Origin of the sequence: Streptomyces sp. NPDC049627 (genome assembly GCF_044465645.1) — a bacterium.
Taxonomy (GTDB): domain Bacteria; phylum Actinomycetota; class Actinomycetes; order Streptomycetales; family Streptomycetaceae; genus Streptomyces.
The window spans coordinates 154004-176945 of the sequence record NZ_JBITLW010000013.1; the positions used below are offsets into that span (position 1 = coordinate 154004).

At 72.4% G+C, this 22942-nt stretch carries 24 protein-coding genes; 13 read left to right on the forward strand and 11 right to left on the reverse strand.

The features are described 5' to 3' along the window. Positions 1 to 25 precede the first annotated feature (25 nt). The 4 genes from ACIBU0_RS32290 to ACIBU0_RS32305 all read right to left on the reverse strand — a co-directional run bounded on the left by ACIBU0_RS32290 (position 26) and on the right by ACIBU0_RS32305 (position 4635). Positions 26 to 2266: a tetratricopeptide repeat protein gene (locus ACIBU0_RS32290; protein WP_398825498.1), complete on the reverse strand. Its 2241-nt coding sequence runs from the start codon at positions 2264 to 2266 to the stop codon at positions 26 to 28. A gap of 63 nt (positions 2267 to 2329) precedes the next feature. Further along, a complete protein-coding gene (locus ACIBU0_RS32295) occupies positions 2330 to 3178 on the reverse strand; it encodes an oxygenase MpaB family protein (protein WP_398825500.1) in 849 nt (282 codons plus the stop codon). An 82-nt stretch (positions 3179 to 3260) separates the two neighbouring features. Further along, positions 3261 to 4061, reverse strand: coding sequence for a hypothetical protein (locus ACIBU0_RS32300; RefSeq protein WP_398825502.1), 801 nt, complete (start codon positions 4059 to 4061; stop codon positions 3261 to 3263). Further along, positions 4054 to 4635, reverse strand: coding sequence for an RNA polymerase sigma factor (locus ACIBU0_RS32305; protein ID WP_398825504.1), 582 nt, complete (start codon positions 4633 to 4635; stop codon positions 4054 to 4056). The genes ACIBU0_RS32300 and ACIBU0_RS32305 overlap by 8 nt, the downstream gene beginning before the upstream one ends. Before the next feature lie 153 nt (positions 4636 to 4788). Between ACIBU0_RS32305 and ACIBU0_RS32310 the strand changes: the two genes are divergently transcribed. Both ACIBU0_RS32310 and ACIBU0_RS32315 read left to right on the forward strand, forming a co-directional pair. Then, complete coding sequence (locus ACIBU0_RS32310) at positions 4789 to 5265, forward strand: cupredoxin domain-containing protein (protein ID WP_398825505.1); 477 nt, start codon at positions 4789 to 4791, stop codon at positions 5263 to 5265. Continuing rightward, on the forward strand, positions 5255 to 5695 hold the full coding sequence (locus ACIBU0_RS32315; protein ID WP_398825507.1) for a hypothetical protein: 441 nt from the start codon (positions 5255 to 5257) through the stop codon (positions 5693 to 5695). The genes ACIBU0_RS32310 and ACIBU0_RS32315 overlap by 11 nt, the downstream gene beginning before the upstream one ends. Here the strand turns inward: ACIBU0_RS32315 and ACIBU0_RS32320 are convergent. Both ACIBU0_RS32320 and ACIBU0_RS32325 read right to left on the reverse strand, forming a co-directional pair. After that, complete coding sequence (locus ACIBU0_RS32320) at positions 5652 to 6830, reverse strand: acyl-CoA dehydrogenase family protein (protein WP_398825509.1); 1179 nt, start codon at positions 6828 to 6830, stop codon at positions 5652 to 5654. The two genes, ACIBU0_RS32315 and ACIBU0_RS32320, sit on opposite strands and share 44 nt — an antisense overlap. Positions 6831 to 6939: 109 nt before the next feature. Then, positions 6940 to 7314: a ferredoxin gene (locus ACIBU0_RS32325; RefSeq protein WP_398825511.1), complete on the reverse strand. Its 375-nt coding sequence runs from the start codon at positions 7312 to 7314 to the stop codon at positions 6940 to 6942. A gap of 122 nt (positions 7315 to 7436) precedes the next feature. Between ACIBU0_RS32325 and ACIBU0_RS32330 the strand changes: the two genes are divergently transcribed. From ACIBU0_RS32330 to ACIBU0_RS32345, 4 genes are all read left to right on the forward strand, one after another. After that, positions 7437 to 7841, forward strand: a complete 405-nt coding sequence (locus ACIBU0_RS32330) for a ChaB family protein (protein WP_398825513.1) — start codon at positions 7437 to 7439, stop codon at positions 7839 to 7841. Between the two features lie 37 nt (positions 7842 to 7878). After that, the gene (locus ACIBU0_RS32335; protein ID WP_398825515.1) at positions 7879 to 8244 is read left to right on the forward strand and encodes a DUF6479 family protein; all 366 of its coding nucleotides are present in this window, start codon (positions 7879 to 7881) and stop codon (positions 8242 to 8244) included. Between the two features lie 65 nt (positions 8245 to 8309). Beyond that, positions 8310 to 8660, forward strand: a complete 351-nt coding sequence (locus tag ACIBU0_RS32340) for a hypothetical protein (RefSeq protein ID WP_398825517.1) — start codon at positions 8310 to 8312, stop codon at positions 8658 to 8660. A 41-nt stretch (positions 8661 to 8701) separates the two neighbouring features. Further along, the gene (locus tag ACIBU0_RS32345; RefSeq protein ID WP_398825519.1) at positions 8702 to 10222 is read left to right on the forward strand and encodes a cytochrome bc complex cytochrome b subunit; all 1521 of its coding nucleotides are present in this window, start codon (positions 8702 to 8704) and stop codon (positions 10220 to 10222) included. On the opposite strand, the gene ACIBU0_RS32350 is transcribed toward ACIBU0_RS32345, so the two are convergent. The 4 genes from ACIBU0_RS32350 to ACIBU0_RS32365 form a co-directional block, all read right to left on the reverse strand. Continuing rightward, entirely contained in the window at positions 10159 to 10608 is a 450-nt protein-coding gene (locus ACIBU0_RS32350; RefSeq protein WP_398825521.1) for a cytochrome c oxidase subunit 4, read from the reverse strand. The genes ACIBU0_RS32345 and ACIBU0_RS32350 overlap by 64 nt on opposite strands. Beyond that, positions 10608 to 12263 (reverse strand): cytochrome c oxidase subunit I, encoded by a 1656-nt coding sequence (gene ctaD, locus ACIBU0_RS32355; protein ID WP_398825523.1) that lies wholly within the window; start codon positions 12261 to 12263, stop codon positions 10608 to 10610. The genes ACIBU0_RS32350 and ctaD overlap by 1 nt, the downstream gene beginning before the upstream one ends. A gap of 65 nt (positions 12264 to 12328) precedes the next feature. Then, entirely contained in the window at positions 12329 to 15016 is a 2688-nt protein-coding gene (gene ppdK / locus ACIBU0_RS32360; protein ID WP_398825525.1) for a pyruvate, phosphate dikinase, read from the reverse strand. Positions 15017 to 15030: 14 nt separating this feature from the next. Then, positions 15031 to 15933: a universal stress protein gene (locus tag ACIBU0_RS32365; protein WP_398825527.1), complete on the reverse strand. Its 903-nt coding sequence runs from the start codon at positions 15931 to 15933 to the stop codon at positions 15031 to 15033. A gap of 181 nt (positions 15934 to 16114) precedes the next feature. Between ACIBU0_RS32365 and ACIBU0_RS32370 the strand changes: the two genes are divergently transcribed. The 4 genes from ACIBU0_RS32370 (at position 16115) to ACIBU0_RS32385 (ending at position 20139) form a co-directional block, all read left to right on the forward strand. Beyond that, positions 16115 to 16945, forward strand: a complete 831-nt coding sequence (locus ACIBU0_RS32370; protein ID WP_398825529.1) for a universal stress protein — start codon at positions 16115 to 16117, stop codon at positions 16943 to 16945. Between the two features lie 120 nt (positions 16946 to 17065). Next, positions 17066 to 17572, forward strand: coding sequence for a hydrogenase maturation protease (locus ACIBU0_RS32375; protein WP_398825531.1), 507 nt, complete (start codon positions 17066 to 17068; stop codon positions 17570 to 17572). Continuing rightward, the gene (gene hypF, locus ACIBU0_RS32380) at positions 17569 to 19860 is read left to right on the forward strand and encodes a carbamoyltransferase HypF (RefSeq protein WP_398825533.1); all 2292 of its coding nucleotides are present in this window, start codon (positions 17569 to 17571) and stop codon (positions 19858 to 19860) included. The genes ACIBU0_RS32375 and hypF overlap by 4 nt, the downstream gene beginning before the upstream one ends. 6 nt (positions 19861 to 19866) lie before the next feature. Then, positions 19867 to 20139: a HypC/HybG/HupF family hydrogenase formation chaperone gene (locus ACIBU0_RS32385; protein ID WP_398825535.1), complete on the forward strand. Its 273-nt coding sequence runs from the start codon at positions 19867 to 19869 to the stop codon at positions 20137 to 20139. 1 nt (position 20140) lies between these two features. Here ACIBU0_RS32385 and ACIBU0_RS32390 read toward each other — a convergent pair whose 3' ends face one another. Continuing rightward, positions 20141 to 20332 carry a hypothetical protein gene (locus ACIBU0_RS32390; protein ID WP_398825537.1) on the reverse strand — a complete coding sequence of 64 codons (192 nt, stop codon included), beginning with the start codon at positions 20330 to 20332 and terminating at the stop codon, positions 20141 to 20143. Positions 20333 to 20511: 179 nt separating this feature from the next. On the opposite strand from ACIBU0_RS32390, the gene ACIBU0_RS32395 reads away from it, so the two are divergent. From ACIBU0_RS32395 to ACIBU0_RS32405, 3 genes are read left to right on the forward strand one after another with little or no spacing between them, the layout of a single operon-like run. After that, positions 20512 to 21675 carry a 4Fe-4S dicluster domain-containing protein gene (locus tag ACIBU0_RS32395; RefSeq protein ID WP_398825539.1) on the forward strand — a complete coding sequence of 388 codons (1164 nt, stop codon included), beginning with the start codon at positions 20512 to 20514 and terminating at the stop codon, positions 21673 to 21675. Continuing rightward, complete coding sequence (locus ACIBU0_RS32400) at positions 21675 to 22139, forward strand: Crp/Fnr family transcriptional regulator (protein ID WP_398825541.1); 465 nt, start codon at positions 21675 to 21677, stop codon at positions 22137 to 22139. Before ACIBU0_RS32395 ends, ACIBU0_RS32400 begins: the two co-directional genes overlap by 1 nt. Next, positions 22136 to 22942, forward strand: coding sequence for an FAD/NAD(P)-binding protein (locus tag ACIBU0_RS32405; RefSeq protein WP_398825542.1), 807 nt, complete (start codon positions 22136 to 22138; stop codon positions 22940 to 22942). The genes ACIBU0_RS32400 and ACIBU0_RS32405 overlap by 4 nt, the downstream gene beginning before the upstream one ends.

The following is a 22942-nucleotide window of genomic DNA, read 5'->3' on the forward strand; positions in this document are numbered from 1 at the left end:
CGCTCAGCCCTTGAGCGTGCCAGGATCACTGCCCGCCCGCCGCCCGCCGCTGCCGCAGCGCCGTCACCCTCCGGTACAGCTCGGCCGCCTCCGCGCCCCGTCCGAGTTGCTGGAGGCAGTGGGCCTCGTCGGTGCGGCTGGCGAGGGTGTCGGGGTGGTCGGCGCCGAGGACGCGTTCGCGGGCGGCGGCCACCCTGCGGTACTCGGTGAGGGCGTCCGGCCAGCGGCCCAGCCAGCCGAGGCTCACGGCGACCTCGCGCCGGCTGACCAGGGTGTCCGGGTGCTCGGGGCCCAGCACGCGCTCCCGGATCGCGCACACGTCGCGGGACTCGGCGAGCGCCTCCTCCCAGTGGCCGAGGCGGCCGAGGTTGACGCCGAGGCCGTGCCGGGCGCGGAGGGTCTCCGGGTGGGCGGGGCCGTGGACGCGGGTGCGGTCGTCGATGAGCTCGCGGTAGAGCTGGAGCGCCTCCCCGCTGCGGCCCAGGCGGCCGAGGCTGATCCCGACCTCGTAGCGGGCGGCGAGGGTGTCGGGATGGTCGGGCCCGAGGGCCTGGGTGCGGGCCGCGGCGACCTCGCGGTAGGTCTGCAGGGCCTCCGCCCAGCGGCCCAACTGGCCGAGCGCGTAGGCGACTTCGTAGCGGGTGACCAGGGTGTCGGGGTGCTGCGGGCCCAGCACACGGGCGCGGGCCGCGGCGACCTCCGCGGCCATGCGGTACGAGTCCTCCAGGCGGCCGAGCCTGCTGAGGTTGAAGGCGAGGTTGTGGCGGCAGCGCAGGGTGTCGGGGTGGTCGGCGCCCATGGTGCGCTCGCGGGCGGTGAGCACGGACGTGTAGACCTGGTGCGCGTCGAAGTGGCGGCCCAACTGGCCGAACACATACGCCATTTCCTGGCGGGCGGCGAGCGTCTCGGGATGGTCGGGGCCGAGGGCGAGGCTGCGGGCGCGGGCGACGTGCTTGTACTCACGCAGCGCGTCGGCGGCGCGGCCGGTGCGGCTGAGGGTGAAGGCGAGCTCGTAGCGGCTGGCGAGGGTGTCGGGGTGATCGGGGCCGAGGAGGTGCTCGCGCTCGGCGGCGACGGCCCGGTGCACCTCGCCCGCCTCGGCCCAGCGGCCCAGCCGGCCGAGGCTGAGCCCGGCGTTGTGCCGGCCGGCCAGCGCGGTGAGCATCGCCGTCGACGGGGCGGGCGGTTCCTCCGGTACGGCGGCCTCCGCGGGCCGGCCGGTGACCGGACGGGGGATCCACTCGCCGGTGAGCCCGGCCGCGGCGTCGGGGGGTGTGGTGCGCGGACCGGGGCCGGTGGCCTTGTGGCCGGTGGTCATGCCGCGGGTCCAGGACGGCAGGCGGGTTCCGCGGGCCACCGGCTCCGGGGGCCGCAGGGCGGGGCGCGGGGCCACCACGGTCGGCACATAGGCCGGCGTGGTGCGGCCCAGGCCGATCCGGCGGCCCAACTCGCGGGCGTCGTACGGGCGTTCCTCGGGGCGCTTGGCCAGCAGGTCGAGGATGATCCGCTCGAAGTACTCGGGCAGCTCGGCGCGGTGGCTGCGCGGCGGGCGGGGCGGGGTGTCGCGGTGGCCGACGAGGATCGCCCAGGGGTCGTCGAGGTCGAACGGCGGTACCCCCGTGGTGATCTCGTACAGGACGCACCCCAGCGAGTACAGGTCGCTGCGCTGGTCCACCTCCTCCCCGCCGATCTGCTCCGGCGACATGTAGTGCGGGGTGCCCATCGCGATGCCGGTACCGGTCAGCCGGGAGGTGAAGCCGATGTCGTGGCCGAGGCGCGCTATGCCGAAGTCGCAGATCTTCACCGTGCCGTCGCCGAGCCGCATGATGTTCGCGGGCTTCAGGTCGCGGTGGACGATGCCCTGCTGGTGGGTGTAGGCGAGGGCGGCGGCGACCTGGTCGGCGATGTCGACGGCATCGGAGACGGGCAGCGGGTGGTGCTTGTTGTCCTCCAGCAGCTGGCTGAGGTTGCGGCCCTCCAGCAGCTCCATCACCAGGAACAGCACCCCGTCGGACTCGCCGAAGTCGTGGACGACGGTCACCCCGCGGTGCTGGAGTGCCGCGGCCACCCGGGCCTCGCGGCGAAACCGCTCCCGCAGGACGCGGGTGAAGGCCTGGTCGTGGTGGGGTCCCAGCGGCTTGAGGCACTTCACGGCGACCTGCCGGCCCAGCGACTCGTCGCGCGCACGCCACACCTCGCCCATACCGCCGCGCCCGATCAGATCGAGCAGCAGGTACCGGCCCTGGATCAGCCTGCTGTCGCCCATCGCCCGCGATCGCCCCCCGTCACGGTCCGCCCCACCCTCCCCCGGCTCGTCCAGTATGGCGAGCTATCGTCCGAGTTTGTACGGTGCCGGGCGTGAGCCGGGACCGAGCCGGGCCATGGCGCGCAGGATGTGTTTGGGCGGGAGTTGCCACCGCAGACGTGCGGGAATGCAGCGCAGCAGGGTGCCCGTGACACGCAACTGACGGGTGACAGTGGCAGGCCCGGAGACCCGTCTGCCGTACAACTCGTGGGCGTACGGCGGCAGGGCGGCGTATGCCACGTGCGCCACGCGCCGCCACAGCACCTCGCGCGCCGGGACGAGCAGGGGGTGCGTCGGCGGGCGGAGGAGGAAGTCGTCCACCGCGCGGGCCCCGGGCCCGCAGGCGAGCTCGGGGCGCACCTTCTCGAAGTACGCCGTCATCTCCTGCTGGCTCGCCGGTACGGCGTCGGGGTCCAGGCCCACCAGCCGGGCGGCGACCCGCTGTTCGGCGACGTAACGGTCGGCCTGCGCGTCCGTGAGGCGGAGCCCGGAACGCCGGGCGACCTGCAGATAGGAGTCGATCTCGGCGCAGTGCACCCACAGCAGCAGTTCGGGTTCGTCGACGCCGTACCGCTCCCCCGTGTCCGGGTCCGTGGCGCTCAGCATGCTGTGGATCTTCCGCACCCGGGCGCCGGCCTTCTCGGCGGCGTCGGTGGTGCCGTAGGTGATGGTGCCGACGAAGTTCGCGGTGCGCAGGAGGCGGCCCCAGGCGTCCTGGCGGAAGTCGGAGTTCTGCATGACACCGCGTACCGCGCGCGGGTGCAGGGCCTGGAGGTAGAGCGCGCGGATTCCGGCGACCCACATCATGGGGTCGCCGTGCATCTGCCAGGTCACCGAGGCGGGACCGAACAGTCCCGGGTCGGCATCGGTCATGCGGCCCACCTCCGCGTACGCCCGTTCGACCACGATCCCATGCTGCGCATCGGTGGTCGAGGGGCCGGATCGGGAGCTGCCGTCACCGGTTCTGCGGTGCGTCGAAGTGGGCCGTGGCCAGGACGGAGCCGTCCCCGTCCAGCAGCCGGGCACCGGACACCGTGGCCGGGTCGACTCGCGTGGGGGCTCCCCAGTAGCCCCGGCCGGCATCGTCGAGGGCGAACTCCCCGACGGGGACGGTCGTGCCGTCCGTACGCTCCAGTCGGCAGCTGACCTTTCCGCCCTCGGGGTATCCGTCGCGCGAGCCTGCGGCATCGGAGTCGTCTCCGGCCCGGAAGCCGGATCCGGATTCGTCTCCGGCCCGGACGTCGGATCCGGAGCCGTCCCGGTCGAGGTGGACCGACATGTAGACCCAACCCGGAGATCCGGTGTAGGCGAAGATCCGGCCCACCGGGCGGTCGTCGGGGGTCCGCAGAGAAGCCGCGCGCAGTTCGTGCTCCGAGCCGGAGGGCTCCGAACTCCGCGAGGAGGGAGCCGGCGCTCCCTCGATGGCCGTACCGACGGCCCAGCCGCCGAAGCCGAACCCGAGGGCGATCGCGGCGGCGGCCGCGACCGCCACGCCGGCTCGTGGTCGCCGCCGTCGCGCCGGCCGGTTCAGGCGCAGCGCTTCCATCACCCGGGTCTCGAAACCGGCGGGCGGCTCGCTGCCCGGCAGGAGAGAGAGCAGTCCGTCCGCGACGGGCGTCAGCTGCTCGACGTGCTTCCGGCAGCCGGGGCAGCGGTCCAGGTGGGCGACGGCCTCGGCGCGCTCCTGACCGGGGAGGATGCCCAGCGCCAGTTCGTCGGCGACGGCCCTCAGCCACGCGCAGTCCCTGTCAGTCATGATCGGCTCGCTCGGGTCCCAGAACCGTCCGCAGTTTCCCCATCGCCGCCCTGATCCGTGTCTTCGCCGTGCCCAGCGGGATCCCTTCGACCTCGGAGATCTGCCGTGCGGTCATCCCGTAGATCCCGGCCATGACCACGGCACGTGCCTGCTGGCGCGGCAGGCCGGCCACCGCACCCCGGATCCGGGATGCCGCCTCGTCGGCCAGTGCCCACTGTTCGGGCGTCCGGGTCACGATGCCGAGCAGGGCGTCGAGGTCCTCGGGGGAGACCGGGGTCGCCTTGCGCGCGCGGACCGCGTCGATCGCCAGGTTGTGCGCGATGGTCGCCAGCCAGGTCTTCACCGATCCGCGCCGGGAGTCGTAGACCTGCGCGTGCCGCCAAGCCCGTTCGAAGGTCTGCTGGGCGATGTCCTCGGCGAGCTGGGGATCGTCGACGACAGCGACGGCGATACCGAAGACCATGCGCTGGAACCGGCGGACGAACGCAAGCGCGATCTCCGGGGCGCCGGTCGCCATGCCCGCCAGCAGCGCCTCGTCCGACAGCCGCCCGAGGGGGAGGCCCGATCTCCGCATACCAGTGGATACGGCGAACCTCGCCGAACGGATTCCCCCGCCTCCACGCGGGAACACGGCCTCATTCTCCCGCTTGCTCCCGCCGGCCGGAAATCCCCTGGCGCGGTCCGTCCGTACCACTGGACAGGAACGATTCTCACGGAGGGCCGAGACATGGCGACGACGCTCAGGACGTGCGTGCGCAGGACCGTCGGACCCGGGCTGGCCGCCGGAGCACTGGCGGGCATCCTCGTGGCGTGCGGAGGCGGAGACGACAACGGCGGGGGCTCGTCGTCGTCACCCCCGGAACAGAGTGGCAAGCCGGGAACCACCCAGGTGGACGTCAAGATGACCGACTTCAAGATGCAGCTGTCCAAGTCGACGCTGGCGGCGGGTGACTACACCTTCGTCGCCAAGAACGACGGACACCACGACCACGCCCTGGAGATCGAGGGCTCCGGAACGGAACAGAAGACCCGAACGCTGGAGCCCGGGGAGTCGGCGAGCCTCACCATCACGCTGAAGGACGGCACGTACGAGGTCTACTGCCCTGTCGACGGACACAAGGACATGGGCATGAAGACCGAACTCACCGTCGGTGGCACCGCCTCACAGAGCGGCACCGGAAAGACCGACAGCAATGGCTACTGAGCGAACGATCGCGCTCGTCGTCCTGCGGCTGGCCGCGGCGGGAGCGACCGCGGCCATGGGCGCGATCCACCTGGACCTCTGGTACGACGGCTACCGGTATCTGGACACGATCGGCCCGCTGTTCCTGCTCAACGCGATCGGGGCCGGGTTGCTCGCGTTGGCGCTGCTGATCACACCCACCCGCCTCCTCCCCCTCCTCGCGGCTCTGGGAGCGCTCTTCACGGCCGGCTCACTCGGGGCCCTGATCGTGAGTCTCACTTCCGGTCTCTTCGGGTTCGAGGAGACTCTCGAAGCGGACCTGGTCAAGCCGACCCTCGTGGTCGAAGCCGCGGGGTGCGTGCTGCTGGTGGCGTTGGCCCTGCTGAGCAGACGGGGACGGACGGCCGTCAGCGCCGCACCCTCGGCATCCGCAGACCGATCCACGAGATGATCTCCCGCTGGATCTCGTTGTTGCCGCCGCCGAAGGTGAAGATGACGGCCGAGCGGTAGCCGCGCTCCAGCTCGCCGTGGAGCACCGCCCCCGCCGAGCCCTCCTTCAGCGCTCCCGGTGCGGCGACGACCTCCATCAGCCAGGCGTACGCGTCCCGGCGCGCCTCGGAGCCGTAGACCTTGACGGCGGAGGCGTCCTGCGGGGTGAGCGAGCCGTCCTGGACGGCGCTGACCATCTGCCAGTTGAGGAGCTTGAGGGCGTCGAGTTTGGTGTGGGTCCGGGCGAGGCGGCGCCGCACCCAGGGCAGGTCGATCACGCGGCGGCCGTCGGCCAGCTTGGTCTCCATGGCCCAGCGCTGGACGTCGTGCAGGGCGCGGATGGCCATGGTGCCGTGGGCGGCGAGGGTGACGCGCTCGTGGTTGAGCTGGTTGGTGATCAGCCGCCAGCCCTGGTTCTCGGCGCCGACGCGGCGGGAGACGGGGACGCGGATGTTCTCGTAGTAGCTGGCGGTGGTGTCGTGCGAGGCGAGGGTGTTGATGAGGGTGCAGGAGTAGCCGGGGTCGGTGGTCGGCACCAGCAGCATGGTGATGCCCTTGTGGGGCGGGGCCTCGGGGTCCGTGCGGGTGGCCAGCCACACCCAGTCGGCGGTGTCGCCGTTGGTCGTCCAGATCTTCTGCCCGTTGACGACGTACTCGTCGCCGTCCCGCACGGCCCGCGTCCGGAGCGAGGCCAGGTCCGTCCCGGCGTCGGGCTCGCTGTAGCCGATCGCGAAATCGATCTCGCCGGAGAGGATCTTCGGCAGGAAGTACGCCTTCTGCTCGTCCGTGCCGTACTGCATGATCGTCGGGCCGACGGTGTTGAGCGCCATCAGGGGCAGCGGTACGCCCGCCTGGGCGGCCTCGTCGAAGAAGATGAACTGTTCCATCGCGGTCAGGCCGCGTCCGCCGTACTCCTCGGGCCAGCCCACGCCCAGCCAGCCGTCCGTGCCGAGCCGTCGGATCGTCTTGCGGTAGTGGCGCTTCTGGGCCGCCGGGTCGGTGAAGCGGGTGTGGGCGAGGTCCGGCGCCAACTCGGCGAAGTAGTCGCGCAGTTCGCTGCGCAGCCGCTGCTGCTCGGGCGTGTATTCGAGGTGCACGGCGCCTCCAGGCTCCCAGGCCGGTCCTGACGGCGCACACCGTAGAACGTGTTTCAGAAATTGGGAATGGCGACGCAGGGAATGACGGCCGCGGGCCTGACGCGAAGCCTCAGTCGAGCGTCCCCATGAAGTCCGTGCAGGCGCGGGCGCAGTCCCGGCACGCCTTCGCCGCCTCCTCGGCGCCCGGGTGGCGGTCGAAGACGTGCGCGCACTCCAGGCAGACCGCCCGGGTCCAGTCCAGCTGGGCGCGCAGGGCGGCCTCGTCCAGCTGGTTCTGCTCGGCCAGCACCCGGCAGGTCGCGTCGCACACCTCGGCGCACATGATGCCCTTGCGCCGCAGAAGTTCCTGCTCCTCCGTCCCGTCCGGGTCCCACAGGCTCGCGCGCAGGGCACAGGCACGAGCGCACTCCGTGCAGGCCTGCGCGCAGGCGAAGCGGTCCTCCAGGAACTGGACGAGCTCTTGCTGGGTGGTTGTCTGTGTCACACCGGTCGGGTAGCCGGTCCGGGTGGGCCCAAACCCGGTGCTCGCACGGGTTCCGGCCGGTTGTGCGCGCCCTGTGCCGGGCACTCGGTGGGCCCGGACGACGACGGACGGAGGTGTCCCCGATGCCCGGACGAGAGGAACTGCCGTCGACCCTGGAGCGCTCACCGAAGGACGCCCAGCGCACCTGGATCAAGGCGCACGACTCGGCTGTCGAGAGTTACGGCGAGGGCGAGCGGGCGCACCGGGTGGCGTACGGCGCGCTGAAGCACAAGTACGAGAAGGTCGGCGACCACTGGCAGCGCAAGGAGGGCGGCCGCAAGGGACCCTCGGACCCGCAGTCCGCCCGGCCCCGGCAGCAGGGCGGCCGCAGCGGCGAAGGCGTCGACGAGCGGGCTTCGAAGCAGCACCTGTACGACCTGGCCCGGGATCTGGACATCGACGGGCGGTCCCGGATGTCGAAGGGGGAGCTGCTCGACGCGATCCGCAAGGCGAACCGCTCGCAGACGCGCGCGGCACGATCGGGGTGATCGGGTTCACGCGGGGTGCCGGGGGTACTCGCGAGCCATGGATACCGCTTGGATGGACATCGCCGCAGCCAGGGGCGCACTCGCCGCCGGACTGCTCGTCGCGGGCGTGGTCGTCGTGGCGCTGCTCGTCGGCGCCTTCGTCCTGGGCATCCGTGTCAGGCGCCGGGAACCGCGCCCGCCGCGCCCGGAGGAGCAGCCCCGGCTGCCCGCCGAGGGGCCGGTCCGTGAGGTCCGGGAGCAGCGGGAGCCCGCCGAGGTGCCGAGGAGCGACCACCGGGTCACCCCGCACGATCTGCCCGCCCACGGCAACATCCCCTCCCGCACGAGCCCGTCGCAGAAACGGCCGCGCTGGAACGAGGGCGGCAGCGGGTCGTTCGGCAGCGGCGGCACAGGCGGTACATGACGCCGACGGCCCCGCCCGGGGCCGCCGTACGCGTCGCACCTGTCGCACCGAGGGAAGTGAGAACCATGGCCGACCCCGCGCGCCACACCCTGCCGCTGCCCGACTACGACCACCTGCCGATCGGCGGCCTGGAGAGCCGCGTGCGGTCGCTGACCGCCGGTGAGGTCGAGGAGCTGCTGGCCTACGAGCGGTCCCACGCCGACCGGCTCGCGGTGATGGAGGTGCTGGCCAACCGGCTGGAGCAGCTCCAGGCCGGTGCCGAGCCGTCATCGGGCGATCCGGGCGCCCTGCGTCCCGAGAGCAGCGCCCGTCAGGGCGGCTCCCCGGTGTCCCCGGCGACCTCGCCGCAGCCCTTCAGCCCGCCTCCGCACGGCACTCCCGACCAGCGGGGGAAGCCGAAGGGTGATCGTACGTGACGGTCCGTTTCCCGGCGCGGGTGCGGGGGCACTCGTGATCCGTGCTGTGGAGGAGGAGAAGGGCCCGTGCCGGAGCGCGGGCCCGTCGTGCCGCTGAACGCACCGCCGACTACGTCGACGGACGACTGCCGCTCTCCGAGGGCGGCGGTCTGCTGCGCAAGGCCTTCCCCGACCACTGGTCCTTCCTGCTGGGCGAGATCGCCCTGTACAGCTTCGTCGTCCTGCTGCTGACCGGGGTCTGGCTGACGCTGTTCTTCCACCCGTCGATGACGGAGGTCGTCTACAACGGCTCGTACCGGCCGCTCGACGGGACGCTCATGTCGGCCGCGTACGAGTCCACGCTGGACATCAGTTTCGATGTGCGCGGCGGCCTGCTGATCCGTCAACTGCACCACTGGGCGGCTCTGGTGTTCCTCGCCGCCATCGGGCTGCATCTGCTGCGGATCTTCTTCACGGGCGCGTTCCGCCGGCCCCGCGAGGTCAACTGGCTGATCGGCGTGACGCTGTTCCTGCTGGCGCTGGCCGAGGGGTTCGCCGGCTACTCGCTGCCCGACGACCTGCTGTCGGGCACCGGCCTGCGGATCGCCCAGGGCATCATGCTGTCGATCCCGGTGGTGGGGACGTATGTGAGCATGTTCGCCTTCGGCGGGGAGTTCCCCGGCGAGGAGCTGATCCCACGGCTGTACTCCCTGCACATCCTGCTGATCCCCGGGCTGCTGCTCGCCCTGGTCTCCGTGCATCTGATCCTGGTCTTCTACCTGAAGCACACGCAGTGGGCGGGCCGCGGCCGCACGCGCGCCAATGCGGTGGGCAAACCGATGTTCCCTCAGTTCACGGCGACATCGGGCGGTCTGTTCTTCATGGTGTTCGGGGTGCTGACGCTGCTGTCGGGGGTGGCGCAGATCAACCCGATCTGGGCGTACGGCCCCTACCGTGCGGACATCGTGTCGACGGGTTCGCAGCCGGACTGGTACGTCGGCTTCCTGGAGGGCTCGCTGCGCCTGGTGCCGCCGTGGGAGACGGCGGTGGCCGGGCACACGGTGATGTGGAACGTGCTGCTGCCCGCGGTCGTGCTGCCGGGCCTGTTGTTCGCGGTGCTGTACGCGTATCCGTTCGCCGAGCGGTGGGCGACCGGCGACCGGGAGGAGCACCATCTGTGCGACCGGCCGCGGGACCACCCGGTGCGTACGGGGCTCGGTGTCGCGGCGATCAGCTGTTACGGCGTCCTGCTCACGGCCGGCGGCAACGACATCATCGCCGACAGCTTCAACGTCTCCGTGAACGCGCTGACGTGGGTGTTCCGGATCGCCTTCGTGCTGCTGCCGCCGCTTGCCTTCATGGTCACCAGGCGGGTGTGTGTGGCGCTGCAGGAGAAGGACCAGGAGCGGCTGACGGAGGGTGAGGAGACCGGCGAGGTGCGGCAGACCATCGCGGGCGGGTACGAGGAGAGCCACGAGCCGCTCGACGAGGAGCGGCGGTATGTGCTGAAGAGCTACGGCTACCGCGTCGAGGAGGAAGTCGAGGAGGAACCGGAGCCGTCCGCGGGTGAGCTGGAACGCTGACCGTCCCGGTCCGCGTACTGGAAGACCATGCCGACCACCCCGTGCCCGAGCACACCCAGGCCCAGCAGGAACAGCCACAGGCCGTACACCACGCCGAGCGCCACGAGGACGGATCCCAGGGCGGTGGTGATGGGCCAGGGGCTGTGCGGCGGGAAGAAGTCGAGCGGGCCGGCCGTGTCGGCGATTTCGGCGTCCGGGAGGTCCTGGGCGCGCAGTCCGCGCCGGCGGTACTGCACGTGCAGGAAGAACGCGACGAGCGCGGCCATCAGGAAGGCGACGATCAGTACGGCGGTTCCGGCGGGTTCCTTGGAACGCCAGCCGTAGCCGACGGCGGTGACGAGGAAGAACGCCGCGACGCCGATGAACAGTCGGGACTCGGTCCGCATCAGCTCTCCTGGGGGATGTCCGGGTGGTGCAGGTCGAACGCCGGGGACTCGGAGCGGATCCTGGGCAGCGCCGTGAAGTTGTGGCGCGGGGGCGGGCAGGAGGTCGCCCATTCGAGGGAGCGGCCGTACCCCCAGGGGTCGTGCTCGGCCACTTTCCTGCCGTAGTGGGCGGTGCGCCAGACGTTGTAGAGGAACGGCAGGGTGGACAGGCCCAGCAGGAACGCGCCGATGGAACTGATGGTGTTCAGGAGCGTGAAGCCGTCCACGGCCAGGTAGTCGGCGTAGCGGCGGGGCATGCCGTTCTCGCCGAGCCAGTGCTGGACGAGGAACGTGGTCTGGAAGCCGGTGAACAGGGTCCAGAAGTGGATCCTGCCGAGGCGTTCGTCGAGCATCTTCCCGGTGATCTTCGGCCACCAGAAGTAGAAGCCGCCGAACATCGAGAACACGACGGTGCCGAAGAGCACGTAGTGCAGATGGGCGACGATGAAGTACGTGTCCGTGAGGTGGAAGTCCAGCGGCGGGGAGGCGATGAGGACGCCGCTCATGCCGCCGAGCAGGAACGTCACCAGGAAGCCCATCGCCCACAGCATCGGTGTCTCGAAGGACAGTGAGCCCTTCCACAGGGTGCCGATCCAGGCGAAGAACTTGATGCCGGTCGGCACGGCGATGAGGAACGACATCAGGGAGAAGAACGGCAGCAGCACGGCGCCGGTCGCGAACATGTGGTGGGCCCACACGACGGCGGACAGCATGGTGATGACGATGGTGGCGCCGATGAGGCCGAGATAGCTGAAGAGCGGCTTGCGGCTGAACACCGGCAGGATCTCGGAGATGATCCCGAAGAACGGCAGCGCCACGATGTACACCTCGGGATGCCCGAAGAACCAGAACAGGTGCTGCCACAGCAGCGCCCCGCCGTTGGCGGCGTCGTAGATGTGCGCGCCGAACCTGCGGTCCGCCTCCAGGGCGAACAGGGCGGCGGTGAGGACGGGGAACGCGGGCAGGATCAGGATCGAGGTGAACAGCACGTTCCAGGTGAACAGGGGCATCCGGAACATGGTCATGCCGGGGGCCCGCAGGCACAGGATCGTGGTGATGAAGTTGACCGCGCCGAGCGTGGTCGACACACCGGTCAGCACCAGTCCCATGGTCCACAGATCGCCGCCCGAGCCGGGGCTGCGCACGGCGCTGTTGAGGGGCGCGTAGGCGAACCAGCCGAAGCTCGCCGCTCCGCCGGGCACCACGAAGCCGGACACGACCATCAGGCCGCCGCCCAGGTACAGCCAGTACGACAGGGCGTTCAGCCGCGGGAACGCCACGTCCGGGGCGCCGATCTGCAGCGGCATGACGGCATTGGCGAACCCGGCGAACAGCGGGGTCGCGAACAGCAGCATCATGATCGTGCCGTGCACGGTGAACAGCTGGTTGTACTGGTCGTTGCTGAACAACTGCAGGCCCGGGCGGGCGAGTTCGGCCCGCATCAGCAGCGCGAGGACGCCGCCGAGCAGGAAGAAGCCGAAGGAGGTCGTCAGGTAGAGGTTGCCGATCACCTTGTGGTCGGTCGTCGTCGCCCACCGCACGAGCGCCCGGCCGAGTCTCCTGCGCGGCCGGGGCGGCGTCGCCCGTGGCCGCCCGGTCCTGCTGTCCACCGCCATGGGCCGCTGGGTACCCCGGTGGCGCGGGCGTCAGTCCTGCGCCCCGGGGCATTCACCCGTGCGCCTCACCTGGTGTCGCTGCTCCCGGCGCGGTCGGCGACGGCCGCCCGGCCCGCCTCCAGTCGGGCCGCCGGGATGCGGAACGGCGAGCAGGAGACGTAGTCCAGGCCCACCCGGTGGAAGAAGTGGATGGAGTCGGGATCCCCGCCGTGCTCACCGCACACGCCGGTCTCCAGGCCGGGGTTGACGGACCGTCCGGCCTCGACGGCCAGCTCCACGAGCCGTCCGACGCCTTCCTGGTCGATCGAGTCGAACGGCGACACCTCGAAGACGCCCTTCTCGAGGTAGAGCGGGAAGAAGGACGCTTCGGCGTCGTCGCGGGACAGGCCCCACGTGGTCTGGGTGAGGTCGTTGGTGCCGAAGGAGAAGAAGTCGGCGGCTTCGGCGATGCGTCCGGCGGTGAGGGCGGCTCGCGGCAGCTCGATCATCGTGCCGATCGGGCAGTCGAGGGTCGTGCCGGTCTCGGCCGCGACCTCGGCGAGGACGCGTTCCGCCTCGGCGCGGGCCAGGTGCAGCTCCGCGACGGTACCGACGAGCGGGATCATGATCTCGGCGTGTGGCCGGCCGCCCGCGCCCAGCCGGTGCACGACCGCTTCGGCGACGGCCCGCACCTGCATGGCCATCAGGCCGGGCACGGCCAGGCCCAGGCGTACGCCGCGCAGGCCGAGCATGGGGTTCTGCTCGTGCATGCGCTCGACGGCGCGCAGGAGTTCGCGGTCGTGCGGGTCCGGGTTCGCCTCGGAGGCGAGCCGCACGGCGAGGTCGGTGCGGTCGGGCAGGAACTCGTGCAGCGGCGGGTCCAGCAGGCGGATCGTCACCGGAAGCCCGTCCATCGCCGTGAGGATTCCGGTGAAGTCCTCGCGTTGCAGCGGCAGCAGGGCGGCCAGGGCCGTCTCGCGCGCCGTGTCGTCGCGGGCCAGGATCATCGCCTCGACCAGCGCCCTGCGCTCGCCGAGGAACATGTGCTCGGTGCGGCACAGGCCGATGCCCTGGGCACCGAGGGCACGCGCGCGTGCGGCGTCCTCGGGCGTGTCGGCGTTGGCCCGTACCTCGAGGCGGCGTACGGAGTCGGCGTGGGCGAGCGCGCCCAGGACGGCGTCGGTGACCGGGTCGGTGCTCGTGGCGGTCTCCAGCGCGCGGCCGACCTCGGACGCCGTGAGCGGGAGCGCGCCGAGGTGGACGGTGCCGGCGGTGCCGTCGACGGAGACGGTGTCGCCCTCGTGGACGACGACGCCCGACTCGGTGGTGAAGCGTCGGGCGGCCGGATCGACGGTGAGGGCCTCGGCACCGCACACGCACACCTTGCCCATGCCGCGCGCGACGACAGCGGCGTGGCTGGTCTTGCCGCCGCGGCTGGTCAGGACCGCCTCGGCGGCGATCATGCCGGGCAGGTCGTCGGGGGTGGTCTCCCGGCGGACCAGGACCACGTGCTCGCCGGCCGCGGCACGGCGTACGGCCTCGGCGGAGTCGAAGACGACGGCGCCGACCGCCGCGCCGGGTGAGGCGGGCACGCCGTGTGCCAGGGGCACGTCGGCCGGGGTGGTGTCGAAGCGGGGGAACATCAGCCGGGTCAGCGCGGCCCCGTCGACGCGGGTCAGGGCCTCGTCCGCGGTGATGGTGCCTTCCTCCCGCAGGTCGTGGGCGATGTGGAAGGCGGCTTCGGCGGTGCGCTTGCCGACGCGGGTCTGCAGGATCCACAGTTTGCCGCGCTCGACGGTGAACTCGACGTCGCACAGGTCGCGGTAGTGGTTCTCCAGGGTGCGCAGGTGGTCGCCGAGTTCGACGTACGCACGCGGGTCCAGCGTCTTCAGCTCGCTCAGCGGCAGCGCGTCACGGACGCCGGAGACGACGTCCTCGCCCTGCGCGTCGGGCAGATAGTCGCCGTAGATGCCCCGTTCGCCGGTGGCGGGGTCGCGGGTGAAGGCGACGCCGGTGCCGGAGTCGCCCCCGAGGTTGCCGAAGACCATCGCCTGGACGTTGACGGCGGTGCCGAGGTCGTCGGGGATGTGCTCGCGGTGGCGGTAGACGCGGGCGCGTTCGACGTTCCAGGAGTCGAAGACGGAGCGGATGGCGCGGGCGAGCTGGTCGGTGGGGTCCTGCGGGAAGTCCTCGCCGGTCTCCTTGCGGACGATGTCCTTGAACTCATCGGTGAGGTCCACGAGTTCGGCGGTGTCGAGTTCGTGGTCGGTGGCGACGGCACGCCGCGCCTTGTGGGCGGCGATGGCCTGCTCGAAGAGGTCGCCGTCCACGCCCATCACGGTCCGGCCGAACATCTGGATGAGCCTGCGGTAGGAGTCCCAGGCGAACCTCTCCTGACCCGATGCCTTGGCGAGTCCGGTGACGGACCGGTCGTTGAGGCCGATGTCGAGGATGGTCTCCATCATGCCCGGCATGGAGAAACGGGCGCCGGAGCGTACGGACACCAGCAGGGGGTCGTCGGGCGCGCCGAGGGTGCGGCCCATGGCCCGCTCCAGGGCGGCCAGCGCGTGGGCCGCCTCCACGCCGAGTTCGTCCGGTTCCTCACCCGTGGCGAGATAGACCTTGCAGGCCTCGGTGGTGACGGTGAAGCCCGGCGGAACGGGCAGCCCGAGCCGGGTCATCTCGGCGAGGCCCGCTCCCTTGCCGCCGAGGAGGCCGGCCATGTCCCTGCTGCCCTCGGCGAATTCGTACACGTACTTGATGGGTGCGCTCATCAGGGATCGGCCTCTCACTCGTGCGGGACGACGGCGACGGGGCAGCCGACGTGATGGATGGCGGCGTGGGTGACGGGGCCGGTGCGGGGGCCGGTCGGGCGGTCGGTCGTCCGGCGGCCCACCACCAGCAGGCTCGCCCCGGAGGCGGCCCGGACCAGCACGGACTGCGGGCGGCCCTCGGTCACGGTCTCGACGACCTCGATCTCGGGATACTTGTCCCGCCACACCTGCAGGACGGCGGTCAGGAACCCGAGCCACTCGTCGGCCTGTGCGGGACCCTCGACCAGACCGATGTCGCCCGGGCCGAGCCCGATCGGGGACTGCGCCTGCCAGGCGTGCACGACGTGCAGGCGCGCGCCGCGCAGCCGGGCCTCCTCGAAGGCGAATTCGATCACCTCGTCGCAGGGGTCACCGAGGTCGATACCGAGGACGACGTCCCGATAGCCGGTGCCGGTGGACGGGCTGCCGTCGCCGGCCAGCAGGTGCTCGTCCGCCGCCTCCTCGCCCGCCCGGACGAGAACGACCGGCCGGGTGGCGCGGGCCACCACGCCCAGGGCGACCGACCCGACCAGGAACCCGCTGAAGCCACTGAGGCCGCGCGAGCCGAGGACGAGCAGGTCGGCCTGGTCGGCGGCGTGGAGAAGGGCGGCGGTCGCGGGTCCCTCGATCTGCTCGTCGTCGAGTTTGACGCCGGGGCAGGTACGGCGGATGCGGTCCTCGGCCTGGCGCAGCGCGCGCCGGGCCAGGTAGCGCTGCGCTGCCGTCGCCGGCTCGCCGGCTCCCTGGCGGGGGTGCCAGTTCCAGGCGTGCACCAGACGCAGCGGCCGGTCCCGGCGCGCCGCCTCGCGGGCGGCCCACTCCGCGGCGGCAAGACTCTCGGCGGATCCGTCGACTCCGGCCATGACGGGCGGAAGCATGGCGCGCACCTCCTGCGGTCGGTCTGCTCCTCCATGCCAGCGTCGTCCCGCGCCCTACCGCCAGGTATGGGCCGCCAGGGCTCCGATCCGGGCCCGTTCGGCCCCCTGTGCAGAGGCCAAGGGCGCGGCGACGCTGGACCGGCCCGGGCATCGGGTTTCCCCGGGCGGAAGGCGGCACACCATGGAACGAGCCATCATCGCCGGCGTCGACGGGTCGGCACGCAGCCGTGCCGCCGCCGACTGGGCCGCACGCGAGGCACTGATGCGCGGGCTGCCCCTGCGGGTGGTGCATGTGTCGCCGCCGGACGGTCCGGATGCGGCCGGGCAGTGGCAGTGGCCGTACCGCCCCGAGACCGTGGCGGACCGGGTGGTCGCCGAACTCACCGACCGGCACCCGGCTCTGCGGGCCCATGGCCTGAATGTCACCGGGGTCCCGGTGGCGGCTCTGCGGACGGTGACCGAGAGCGCGGAGCTCCTGGTACTCGGGCTGCGGGGCGAGGGCAGTCATCCCAAAACGCCCGTGGGCTCGACCGCCACCGCCCTGGCCCGGACGTACGAACGACCGGTGGTCCTGGTCCCCGGCACCTTCACCGGCGAGGGACCGCCCGGCCGCGCCGACGGCGTGGCCCTCGGGATCGACGCGCACAATCCGCCGAGCGGCGCCGTCGGCCTCGGCTTCGAGGCGGCCCGGCTGCGCGGCGCACGCCTGCACGCCGTACATGCCTGGGTACTGCCCGCCCAGGCGGCGCGGCGGCCCTTCCCCGCACTGGAGGAGGACCGCGCCACCTGGGAGGACGACGAGGTGCAGCGGCTGTCGGACGTGCTGCGGCCGTGGCGCGCCAAGTATCCGGACGTCGACGTCCTGGAGGACGTCGTCCTGCTCGCGCCGGAGGAGGCACTCGCCCACGCCGCCGGGAACTCCGGCCTGCTGGTGACGGGCCGCCGCTCGGGCGCCACGGCGCTCGCGCTGCTGGGGCAGGTCAGGTGCCCGGTCGCCGTCGTGCCGGCATAGCGGACGACGGGTTTCACAGCAGGATCTCCCTGGGGAGCACCCCGCTCAGGGAGCGTCGGCCCTCCCGGTTGGGTCGTTCGGCCCATGCGGTGGGCGGCGGCCAAGGCTCACCGTGAAGGCATGAGGGGCCGCGGTGGGATCGCTGTCATCGGCGTCGGGAACGAGTTCCGGCGCGACGACGGCGTGGGCTGGGCCGTGCTCGGCCGCCTGCGCGAACGGGCCGAGGAACGGGCGTTGCCGCCGGACACCGTCCTCGCGACCTGTGACGGCGATCCCGGACGGCTGATCTGCCTGTGGGAGGGCGCCCGTGTCGCGGTAGTCGTCGACGCGGCCCACGCCCACCCGGGCACGCCCGGCCGCGTGCACCGCCTGGAGATCGACGGCGGGCTCCTGGTCCGGTCTGCGACCACGAGCTCGCACGGACTGGGACTCGGTGAGGCGGTCGAGCTGGCGCGGGCGCTGGGGCTGCTGCCCGAGCGGCTGATCGTGTACGCCGTGGAGGGCGAGGAGAGTGAGCTCGGCACGGGGCTCTCCCCCGCCGTCGCGGACGCGGTGGAGCCCCTCGTACGGGCCGTCGAGGACGAGATCGCACGCCATCGGGACGCAGCCTCGGGGAGGCCCGCATGACCGTGCGCCGGTTCCATGTGGAGGGCATCGTCCAGGGCGTCGGCTTCCGGCCCTTCGTCTACCGCACCGCGGCCGGGCTCGGCCTGGACGGCTGGGTGGCCAATGTCAACGGGCATGTGGAGGGCGAGGTCGCCGGACCGGCGCGGGCCGTCGAGGAGTTCGCCGCCCGGCTGCACACGGACGCCCCGGCCCTCGCCCGGGTTCGTCGCGTACGGCTGACCGGCGGCGCGCGGCAGTCGACGTACGACACGGGTTTCCAGGTACGGCGCAGCGCCCCCCGCGACTCGGCCGCAGCGCCCCGCGAGATTCCGCCCGACGCGGCGATCTGCGACGCCTGCCTCGGCGAACTGCGCGACCCGCGCGACCGCCGCCACCGCTACCCGTTCATCAACTGCACCGAGTGCGGCCCCCGCGCCACGATCATCGAGGACCTGCCGTACGACCGGATCCGCACGACGATGCGCCGCTTTCCGCTGTGCGCCGCGTGCGCCGCCGAGTACGCCGATCCCGGCGACCGGCGCTTCCACGCCGAGCCCGTCGCCTGCCCCGTCTGCGGGCCGCGGTTGGCCTGGGAGGAGCTGCGCGGTGAGGCGGCATTGCGGGCGGCGGTGAAGGCGATCGGCGACGGCGGGATCGTGGCGCTGAAGGGGCTGGGTGGCTACCAGCTCGTGTGTGACGCGGGCGATCCGACGGTCGTGGCGGAGTTGCGGCACCGCAAGCGGCGACCGACGAAACCGTTCGCCGTGATGGTCCGGGACATCGAGGCGGCCGCGCGGCTCGCGCAGATCGGCGCCGGCGAGCGTGCGGCCCTGACCTCCCCCGAGCGCCCCGTCGTCCTGCTGGGCCGGCGCCGGTGGCCTGGGCGTACGGCTCCGCTCGCTCCCGGGATCCACCCCGGGCTGACCCGCGTCGGCCTGTTCCTGCCCACCACCGGCCTGCACCACCTCCTCCTCGACGAGCTGGCCCGGCCCCTCGTGGTCACCAGCGGCAACCTCAGCGACGAGCCGATCGCCGTCGACGACGAGGAGGCCCGGGTCGCCCTGGCCGCCGTGGCGGACGGGTTCCTGACGCACGACCGGCCCATCCGCTCCCGGTACGACGACTCCGTGGTGCAGTTCACCGGACGGACCCGGATCACGGTCCGCCGGGCACGCGGGCTCGCTCCCGCCGCGCTGCCGCTGGCGGTCCGGCGGCCCGTCGCCGGGGTCGGCGCCCAGTTGAAGCACACGTTCACGCTGGCCGCCGACGGCCGGGCCCACATCGGACCGCACACCGGGGACCTGGCCGACCTGGCGACGTACGAGGCGTTCACGGCGTCGTACGACCACCTGAAGGAGCTCACCGGCATCGAGCCGACCGTCCTCGCCCACGACCTGCATCCCGGCTACCTGTCCACGCAGTGGGCCCAGGCGCAACCGCTGCGCCGGATCCCGGTCCAGCACCACCACGCGCACGTGGCCGCCTGCGCGGCCGAACACGGGGTGCGGGGCCGGTTCGTCGGTGTCGCCTACGACGGGCTGGGGCTGGGAGACGACGGCACACTGTGGGGCGGCGAGGTCCTCGTCGCCGATCGATGCGGCTACCGCCGCGTGGGCCGGTTCGCCTCGGCGCCCCTGCCCGGCGGCGACGCGGCGGTACGCCATCCTTCCCGCACCGCCCTCGGTCATCTGCTGGGCGGCGAGACGCTGGGCTCCCCGCGCCCGTATGCCTGGCTCACCCGCCCCTTCACCGACCGGCTCGCCGCGGACGAGGTCGCCGCCGTCTCCGTCATGATCGCGCGGGGCGTCAACTGCCCGCGGGCGTCCAGCGCGGGACGGCTCTTCGACACCGTGGCCGCGCTGCTCGGGCTCGCCGACCGGGTGAGTTACGAGGGTGAGGCGGCCGTCCTGCTGGAAGCGGCGGCGGGCGACGAGCATGTCGTGCCCCTCGCCCATCGGGTGGTGCGGGCAGAGGGTCTGTGGGTGTACGACTCCGCGGCGACGCTGGCCGATCTGCTGCGACGTCAGCTGGACGGGGAGCCGGTGGGGCGGCTGGCGGCGGCCTTCCATGCGACGCTCGCGCTCGTCACGGCCGACCTCGTCGCACGGGCCGTGGCCGAGGGCGCCCCGCGCACTGTGTGTCTGGGCGGCGGCTGCTTCGTCAACCGGCGGCTGCTCACCGAGGTGAAGCGCCGGCTGCACGCTCAGGGGTTGCGGGTGCTGGTCGGCGGTCAGGTCCCGGTCGGGGACGGCGGCATCAGTTACGGCCAGGCGGCGGTCGCGGCGGCGCGGCTGGCCCAGGAGGGGTGAGCGGACATGTGCCTGGGCATCCCCGGCCGGATCCTGGAGATCCACGACGACGCCGGGCTGCGCATGGCGACCGTCGACTTCGGCGGCATCCGGCGCGAGGTCTGCCTGAGCTGCACGCCCGAGGCGGATGTCGGGTCGTACGTCATCGTGCACGTCGGCTTCGCGATCACCCAGGTCGACGAGGCGGAGGCGCGGCGGACGCTCGACGTGCTGCGGGCGATGGCGGGCGCGGTGGAGGGCGAGCTGGGCGAGCCGCTTCCCGCCGAGGGGCCGTCCTGAGTCAGTCGCCGGCTGCGAACTTCCGCGCCAGATCGCGGTGGTGCTCCGCCACCCGGTGGGCCCGGGCCGGGGTGATGGTGGAGCCCGGCATGGTGGCCAGGTGTTGCAGCTGTTCGGCCAGGCGCAGGTGCTGGACGCGGGCGTGCTCGCGGCAGGCCAGGCACGTGACGCTGTCCGGACGCGGCGAGGTCATCGCGTACGGCACCCGCAGCCCGCACCCCGTGGCGATCGCCCATCCTGCTCCTCGGCGGGGCCCCCGGAGGTACCCGGTCGGCCCGTCGAGAGGGCCGGTCAGCCCCTGCCGCAGGCACCCTTGCGCGTCGGAACCTGACGGTGGAGAAGCACGGAGCCGCCCAGACAAGGAGGACCGTCATGACCGCCCCCGCAGCCCCGGCCGTGCTCGACCGGGATGGCCTGAACGCGCTGGTCGCGGCTCTGGTGGTGCAGGGGCGAACGGTCGTCGGGCCGACGGTCCGCGACGGCGCGATCGTGCTGGCCGAGCTGACCTCGGCGGATGCGCTGCCCTACGGCTGGGGCGTCGAACTCGACGCCGGACGCTATCGGCTGGTCCGCCGTGAGGACGGGGCGGCCTTCGCGCACAGCGCCGGGCCGCACTCCTGGAAGTCCTTTCTGCACCCGGCAAGGGAGCGGCTGTGGAGCGCCGACCGGACGCCCGACGGCGCCGTCTCCTTCACCCCGCACGAGCCGGAGGTGCCGTCGTACGCCTTCCTCGGTGTCCGCCCCTGTGATCTGCAGGCCATCGCGATCCAGGACCGCGTCCTGACCGGCGGGCGCTACGCGGACGACGGTTACGGGAGGCGTCGTCGCAAGGCGCTGCTGATCGCCGCCGAGTGCACCGAGCCCGGCGCGACCTGCTTCTGCGTGTCCACCGGCGGCGGCCCCGCAGCCGACCCGGGTTACGACCTGGCGCTCACCGAGATCGTGGACGGCAGCGGGCACCGCTTTCTGGTACGCGTCGGCAGCGACGAAGGCGCCGAACTCCTGGACGGGATACCGCACCGCACCGCCGACCAGGTGACCCAGGACACCGCCGATGCTGTCGTGGACGCGGCCCGCGACCGCATGGGCCGTTCACTGCCCCCGGTCGATCTGCGCACGCTGATGGGCGCGAGCCTCGACGCCGAGCGCTGGGACGACGTCGCCGCCCGCTGTCTGACCTGCGGCAACTGCACCATGGTGTGCCCGACCTGCTTCTGCACCACCACCGAGGAGGTCACCGACCTCACCGGTGACCACACCGAGCGCCGGCAGCGCTGGGACTCCTGCTTCGACCTGGACTTCTCGTATCTGCACGGCGGCCCGGTCCGCTCCTCGGCACGCAGCCGTTACCGGCAGTGGCTCACCCACAAGCTCTCCACCTGGCACGACCAGTTCGGCACGACCGGATGCGTGGGCTGCGGGCGCTGCATCGCCTGGTGCCCGGCCGGCATCGACATCACGGAGGAAGTCGCCGCCCTGGACGCCGAACGCGCCGAGGACCCGGAACACGCGCATGCTGGAACGGAGACGGACTGATGCCTCCCTCGATCGCGCTGCGCATGAACCACGCCCTGCCCGTCGAGCACCGCGAGCGGCTGCTGCGCCTCGGCCGCGAGGTGAGTTTCGCGCCGGGCACCCGCCTGTTCGAGGAGGGCGGGCACGCGAACCGCTTCTGGATCATCCGGGACGGTACGGCCGCCCTCGACATGCATGTGCCCGGCCGTCGGCCGCCGGTCGTCGAGACGCTCGGCGCCGGCGACCTCGTCGGCTGGTCCTGGATGTACGAGCCGTTCGTCTGGCAGCTGGGCGCGGAAACCCTGACGCCGCTGCGGGCTTTCGAGTTCGACGCCGTCGCCGTCCGCCTGATGTGCCTGGACGACCCCGTGTTCGGGCGTGCGGTCGAGCACTGGGTCGGCCGCGTGCTGGCGCACCGGCTGAACGCGGCCCGCGCCCGTCTGGTCGACCTGTACGGGATCCACGAGACGAAGGAAGCACGATGACCACAGTGCCGGTCCCCCATCGCGTGATCGTCCGCCGGCCGGAGACCGCGGACACGGTCACGCTGTGCCTGGAACCGGTGGGCGCGGCGCTGCCCGACTTTGCTCCGGGACAGTTCGCGATGGTGCACTCCTTCGGCCGGGGCGAGATCCCCGTCTCGGTGAGCTCCGTCCAGGCGACGGGCGGACTCGCGCACACCGTCCGCTCCGTGGGTGCCGTCTCCGAGGGGCTGTGCGCAAGCCGCGTGGGCGACGTCGTCGGCCTCCGCGGCCCCTACGGAAACACCTGGGAACTGGAGCAGGCGCGCGGCGCCGACGTGCTGGTCGTGGCCGGCGGCATCGGCCTCGCCCCGCTGCGGCCGCTGATCCTGAGCGCGCTGGCCGATCCGGAAGCGTACCGCCGGGTCAGCGTCCTGATCGGGGCGCGCACCCCGGACGATCTGATCGCCCGACAGGACGTGGCGGGCTGGGCCACGGCATACACCGGAGTGACGGTCGACCGGCCCGACGCGGACTGGCGCGGGGACGTCGGTATGGTCACCCAGTTGCTGGGTCGGGCGCCCTTCGAGCCGGACGGCACCTCGGCGTTCGTGTGCGGGCCCGAGCCGATGATCCGCGCCACCGCCCGCGAACTCGCCCAGCGGGGTGTGCCCCGCCGACGCATCCGTGTCTCGCTCGAACGGAACATGCGCTGCGCGACAGGGCACTGCGGACACTGCCAGCTCGGACCCCTGCTGCTGTGCCAGGTGGGCCCCGTCGTGAACTGGGCGCAGGCCGAACCCCTCCTGTCGGTAAGGGAGTTGTGA

Excerpts from the sequence above, each read along its gene's own strand:
- ACIBU0_RS32290 (WP_398825498.1), bottom strand. The coding sequence starts at position 2,266 with ATGGGCGACAGCAGGCTGATCCAGGGCCGGTACCTGCTGCTCGATCTG.
- ACIBU0_RS32295 (WP_398825500.1), bottom strand. The coding sequence starts at position 3,178 with ATGACCGATGCCGACCCGGGACTGTTCGGTCCCGCCTCGGTGACCTGG.
- ACIBU0_RS32300 (WP_398825502.1), bottom strand. The coding sequence starts at position 4,061 with ATGACTGACAGGGACTGCGCGTGGCTGAGGGCCGTCGCCGACGAACTG.
- ACIBU0_RS32305 (WP_398825504.1), bottom strand. The coding sequence starts at position 4,635 with ATGCGGAGATCGGGCCTCCCCCTCGGGCGGCTGTCGGACGAGGCGCTG.
- ACIBU0_RS32310 (WP_398825505.1), top strand. The coding sequence starts at position 4,789 with ATGGCGACGACGCTCAGGACGTGCGTGCGCAGGACCGTCGGACCCGGG.
- ACIBU0_RS32315 (WP_398825507.1), top strand. The coding sequence starts at position 5,255 with ATGGCTACTGAGCGAACGATCGCGCTCGTCGTCCTGCGGCTGGCCGCG.
- ACIBU0_RS32330 (WP_398825513.1), top strand. The coding sequence starts at position 7,437 with ATGCCCGGACGAGAGGAACTGCCGTCGACCCTGGAGCGCTCACCGAAG.
- ACIBU0_RS32335 (WP_398825515.1), top strand. The coding sequence starts at position 7,879 with ATGGATACCGCTTGGATGGACATCGCCGCAGCCAGGGGCGCACTCGCC.
- ACIBU0_RS32340 (WP_398825517.1), top strand. The coding sequence starts at position 8,310 with ATGGCCGACCCCGCGCGCCACACCCTGCCGCTGCCCGACTACGACCAC.
- ACIBU0_RS32350 (WP_398825521.1), bottom strand. The coding sequence starts at position 10,608 with ATGCGGACCGAGTCCCGACTGTTCATCGGCGTCGCGGCGTTCTTCCTC.
- ctaD (WP_398825523.1), bottom strand. The coding sequence starts at position 12,263 with ATGGCGGTGGACAGCAGGACCGGGCGGCCACGGGCGACGCCGCCCCGG.
- ppdK (WP_398825525.1), bottom strand. The coding sequence starts at position 15,016 with ATGAGCGCACCCATCAAGTACGTGTACGAATTCGCCGAGGGCAGCAGG.
- ACIBU0_RS32365 (WP_398825527.1), bottom strand. The coding sequence starts at position 15,933 with ATGCTTCCGCCCGTCATGGCCGGAGTCGACGGATCCGCCGAGAGTCTT.
- ACIBU0_RS32370 (WP_398825529.1), top strand. The coding sequence starts at position 16,115 with ATGGAACGAGCCATCATCGCCGGCGTCGACGGGTCGGCACGCAGCCGT.
- ACIBU0_RS32375 (WP_398825531.1), top strand. The coding sequence starts at position 17,066 with ATGAGGGGCCGCGGTGGGATCGCTGTCATCGGCGTCGGGAACGAGTTC.
- hypF (WP_398825533.1), top strand. The coding sequence starts at position 17,569 with ATGACCGTGCGCCGGTTCCATGTGGAGGGCATCGTCCAGGGCGTCGGC.
- ACIBU0_RS32385 (WP_398825535.1), top strand. The coding sequence starts at position 19,867 with ATGTGCCTGGGCATCCCCGGCCGGATCCTGGAGATCCACGACGACGCC.
- ACIBU0_RS32390 (WP_398825537.1), bottom strand. The coding sequence starts at position 20,332 with ATGACCTCGCCGCGTCCGGACAGCGTCACGTGCCTGGCCTGCCGCGAG.
- ACIBU0_RS32395 (WP_398825539.1), top strand. The coding sequence starts at position 20,512 with ATGACCGCCCCCGCAGCCCCGGCCGTGCTCGACCGGGATGGCCTGAAC.
- ACIBU0_RS32400 (WP_398825541.1), top strand. The coding sequence starts at position 21,675 with ATGCCTCCCTCGATCGCGCTGCGCATGAACCACGCCCTGCCCGTCGAG.
- ACIBU0_RS32405 (WP_398825542.1), top strand. The coding sequence starts at position 22,136 with ATGACCACAGTGCCGGTCCCCCATCGCGTGATCGTCCGCCGGCCGGAG.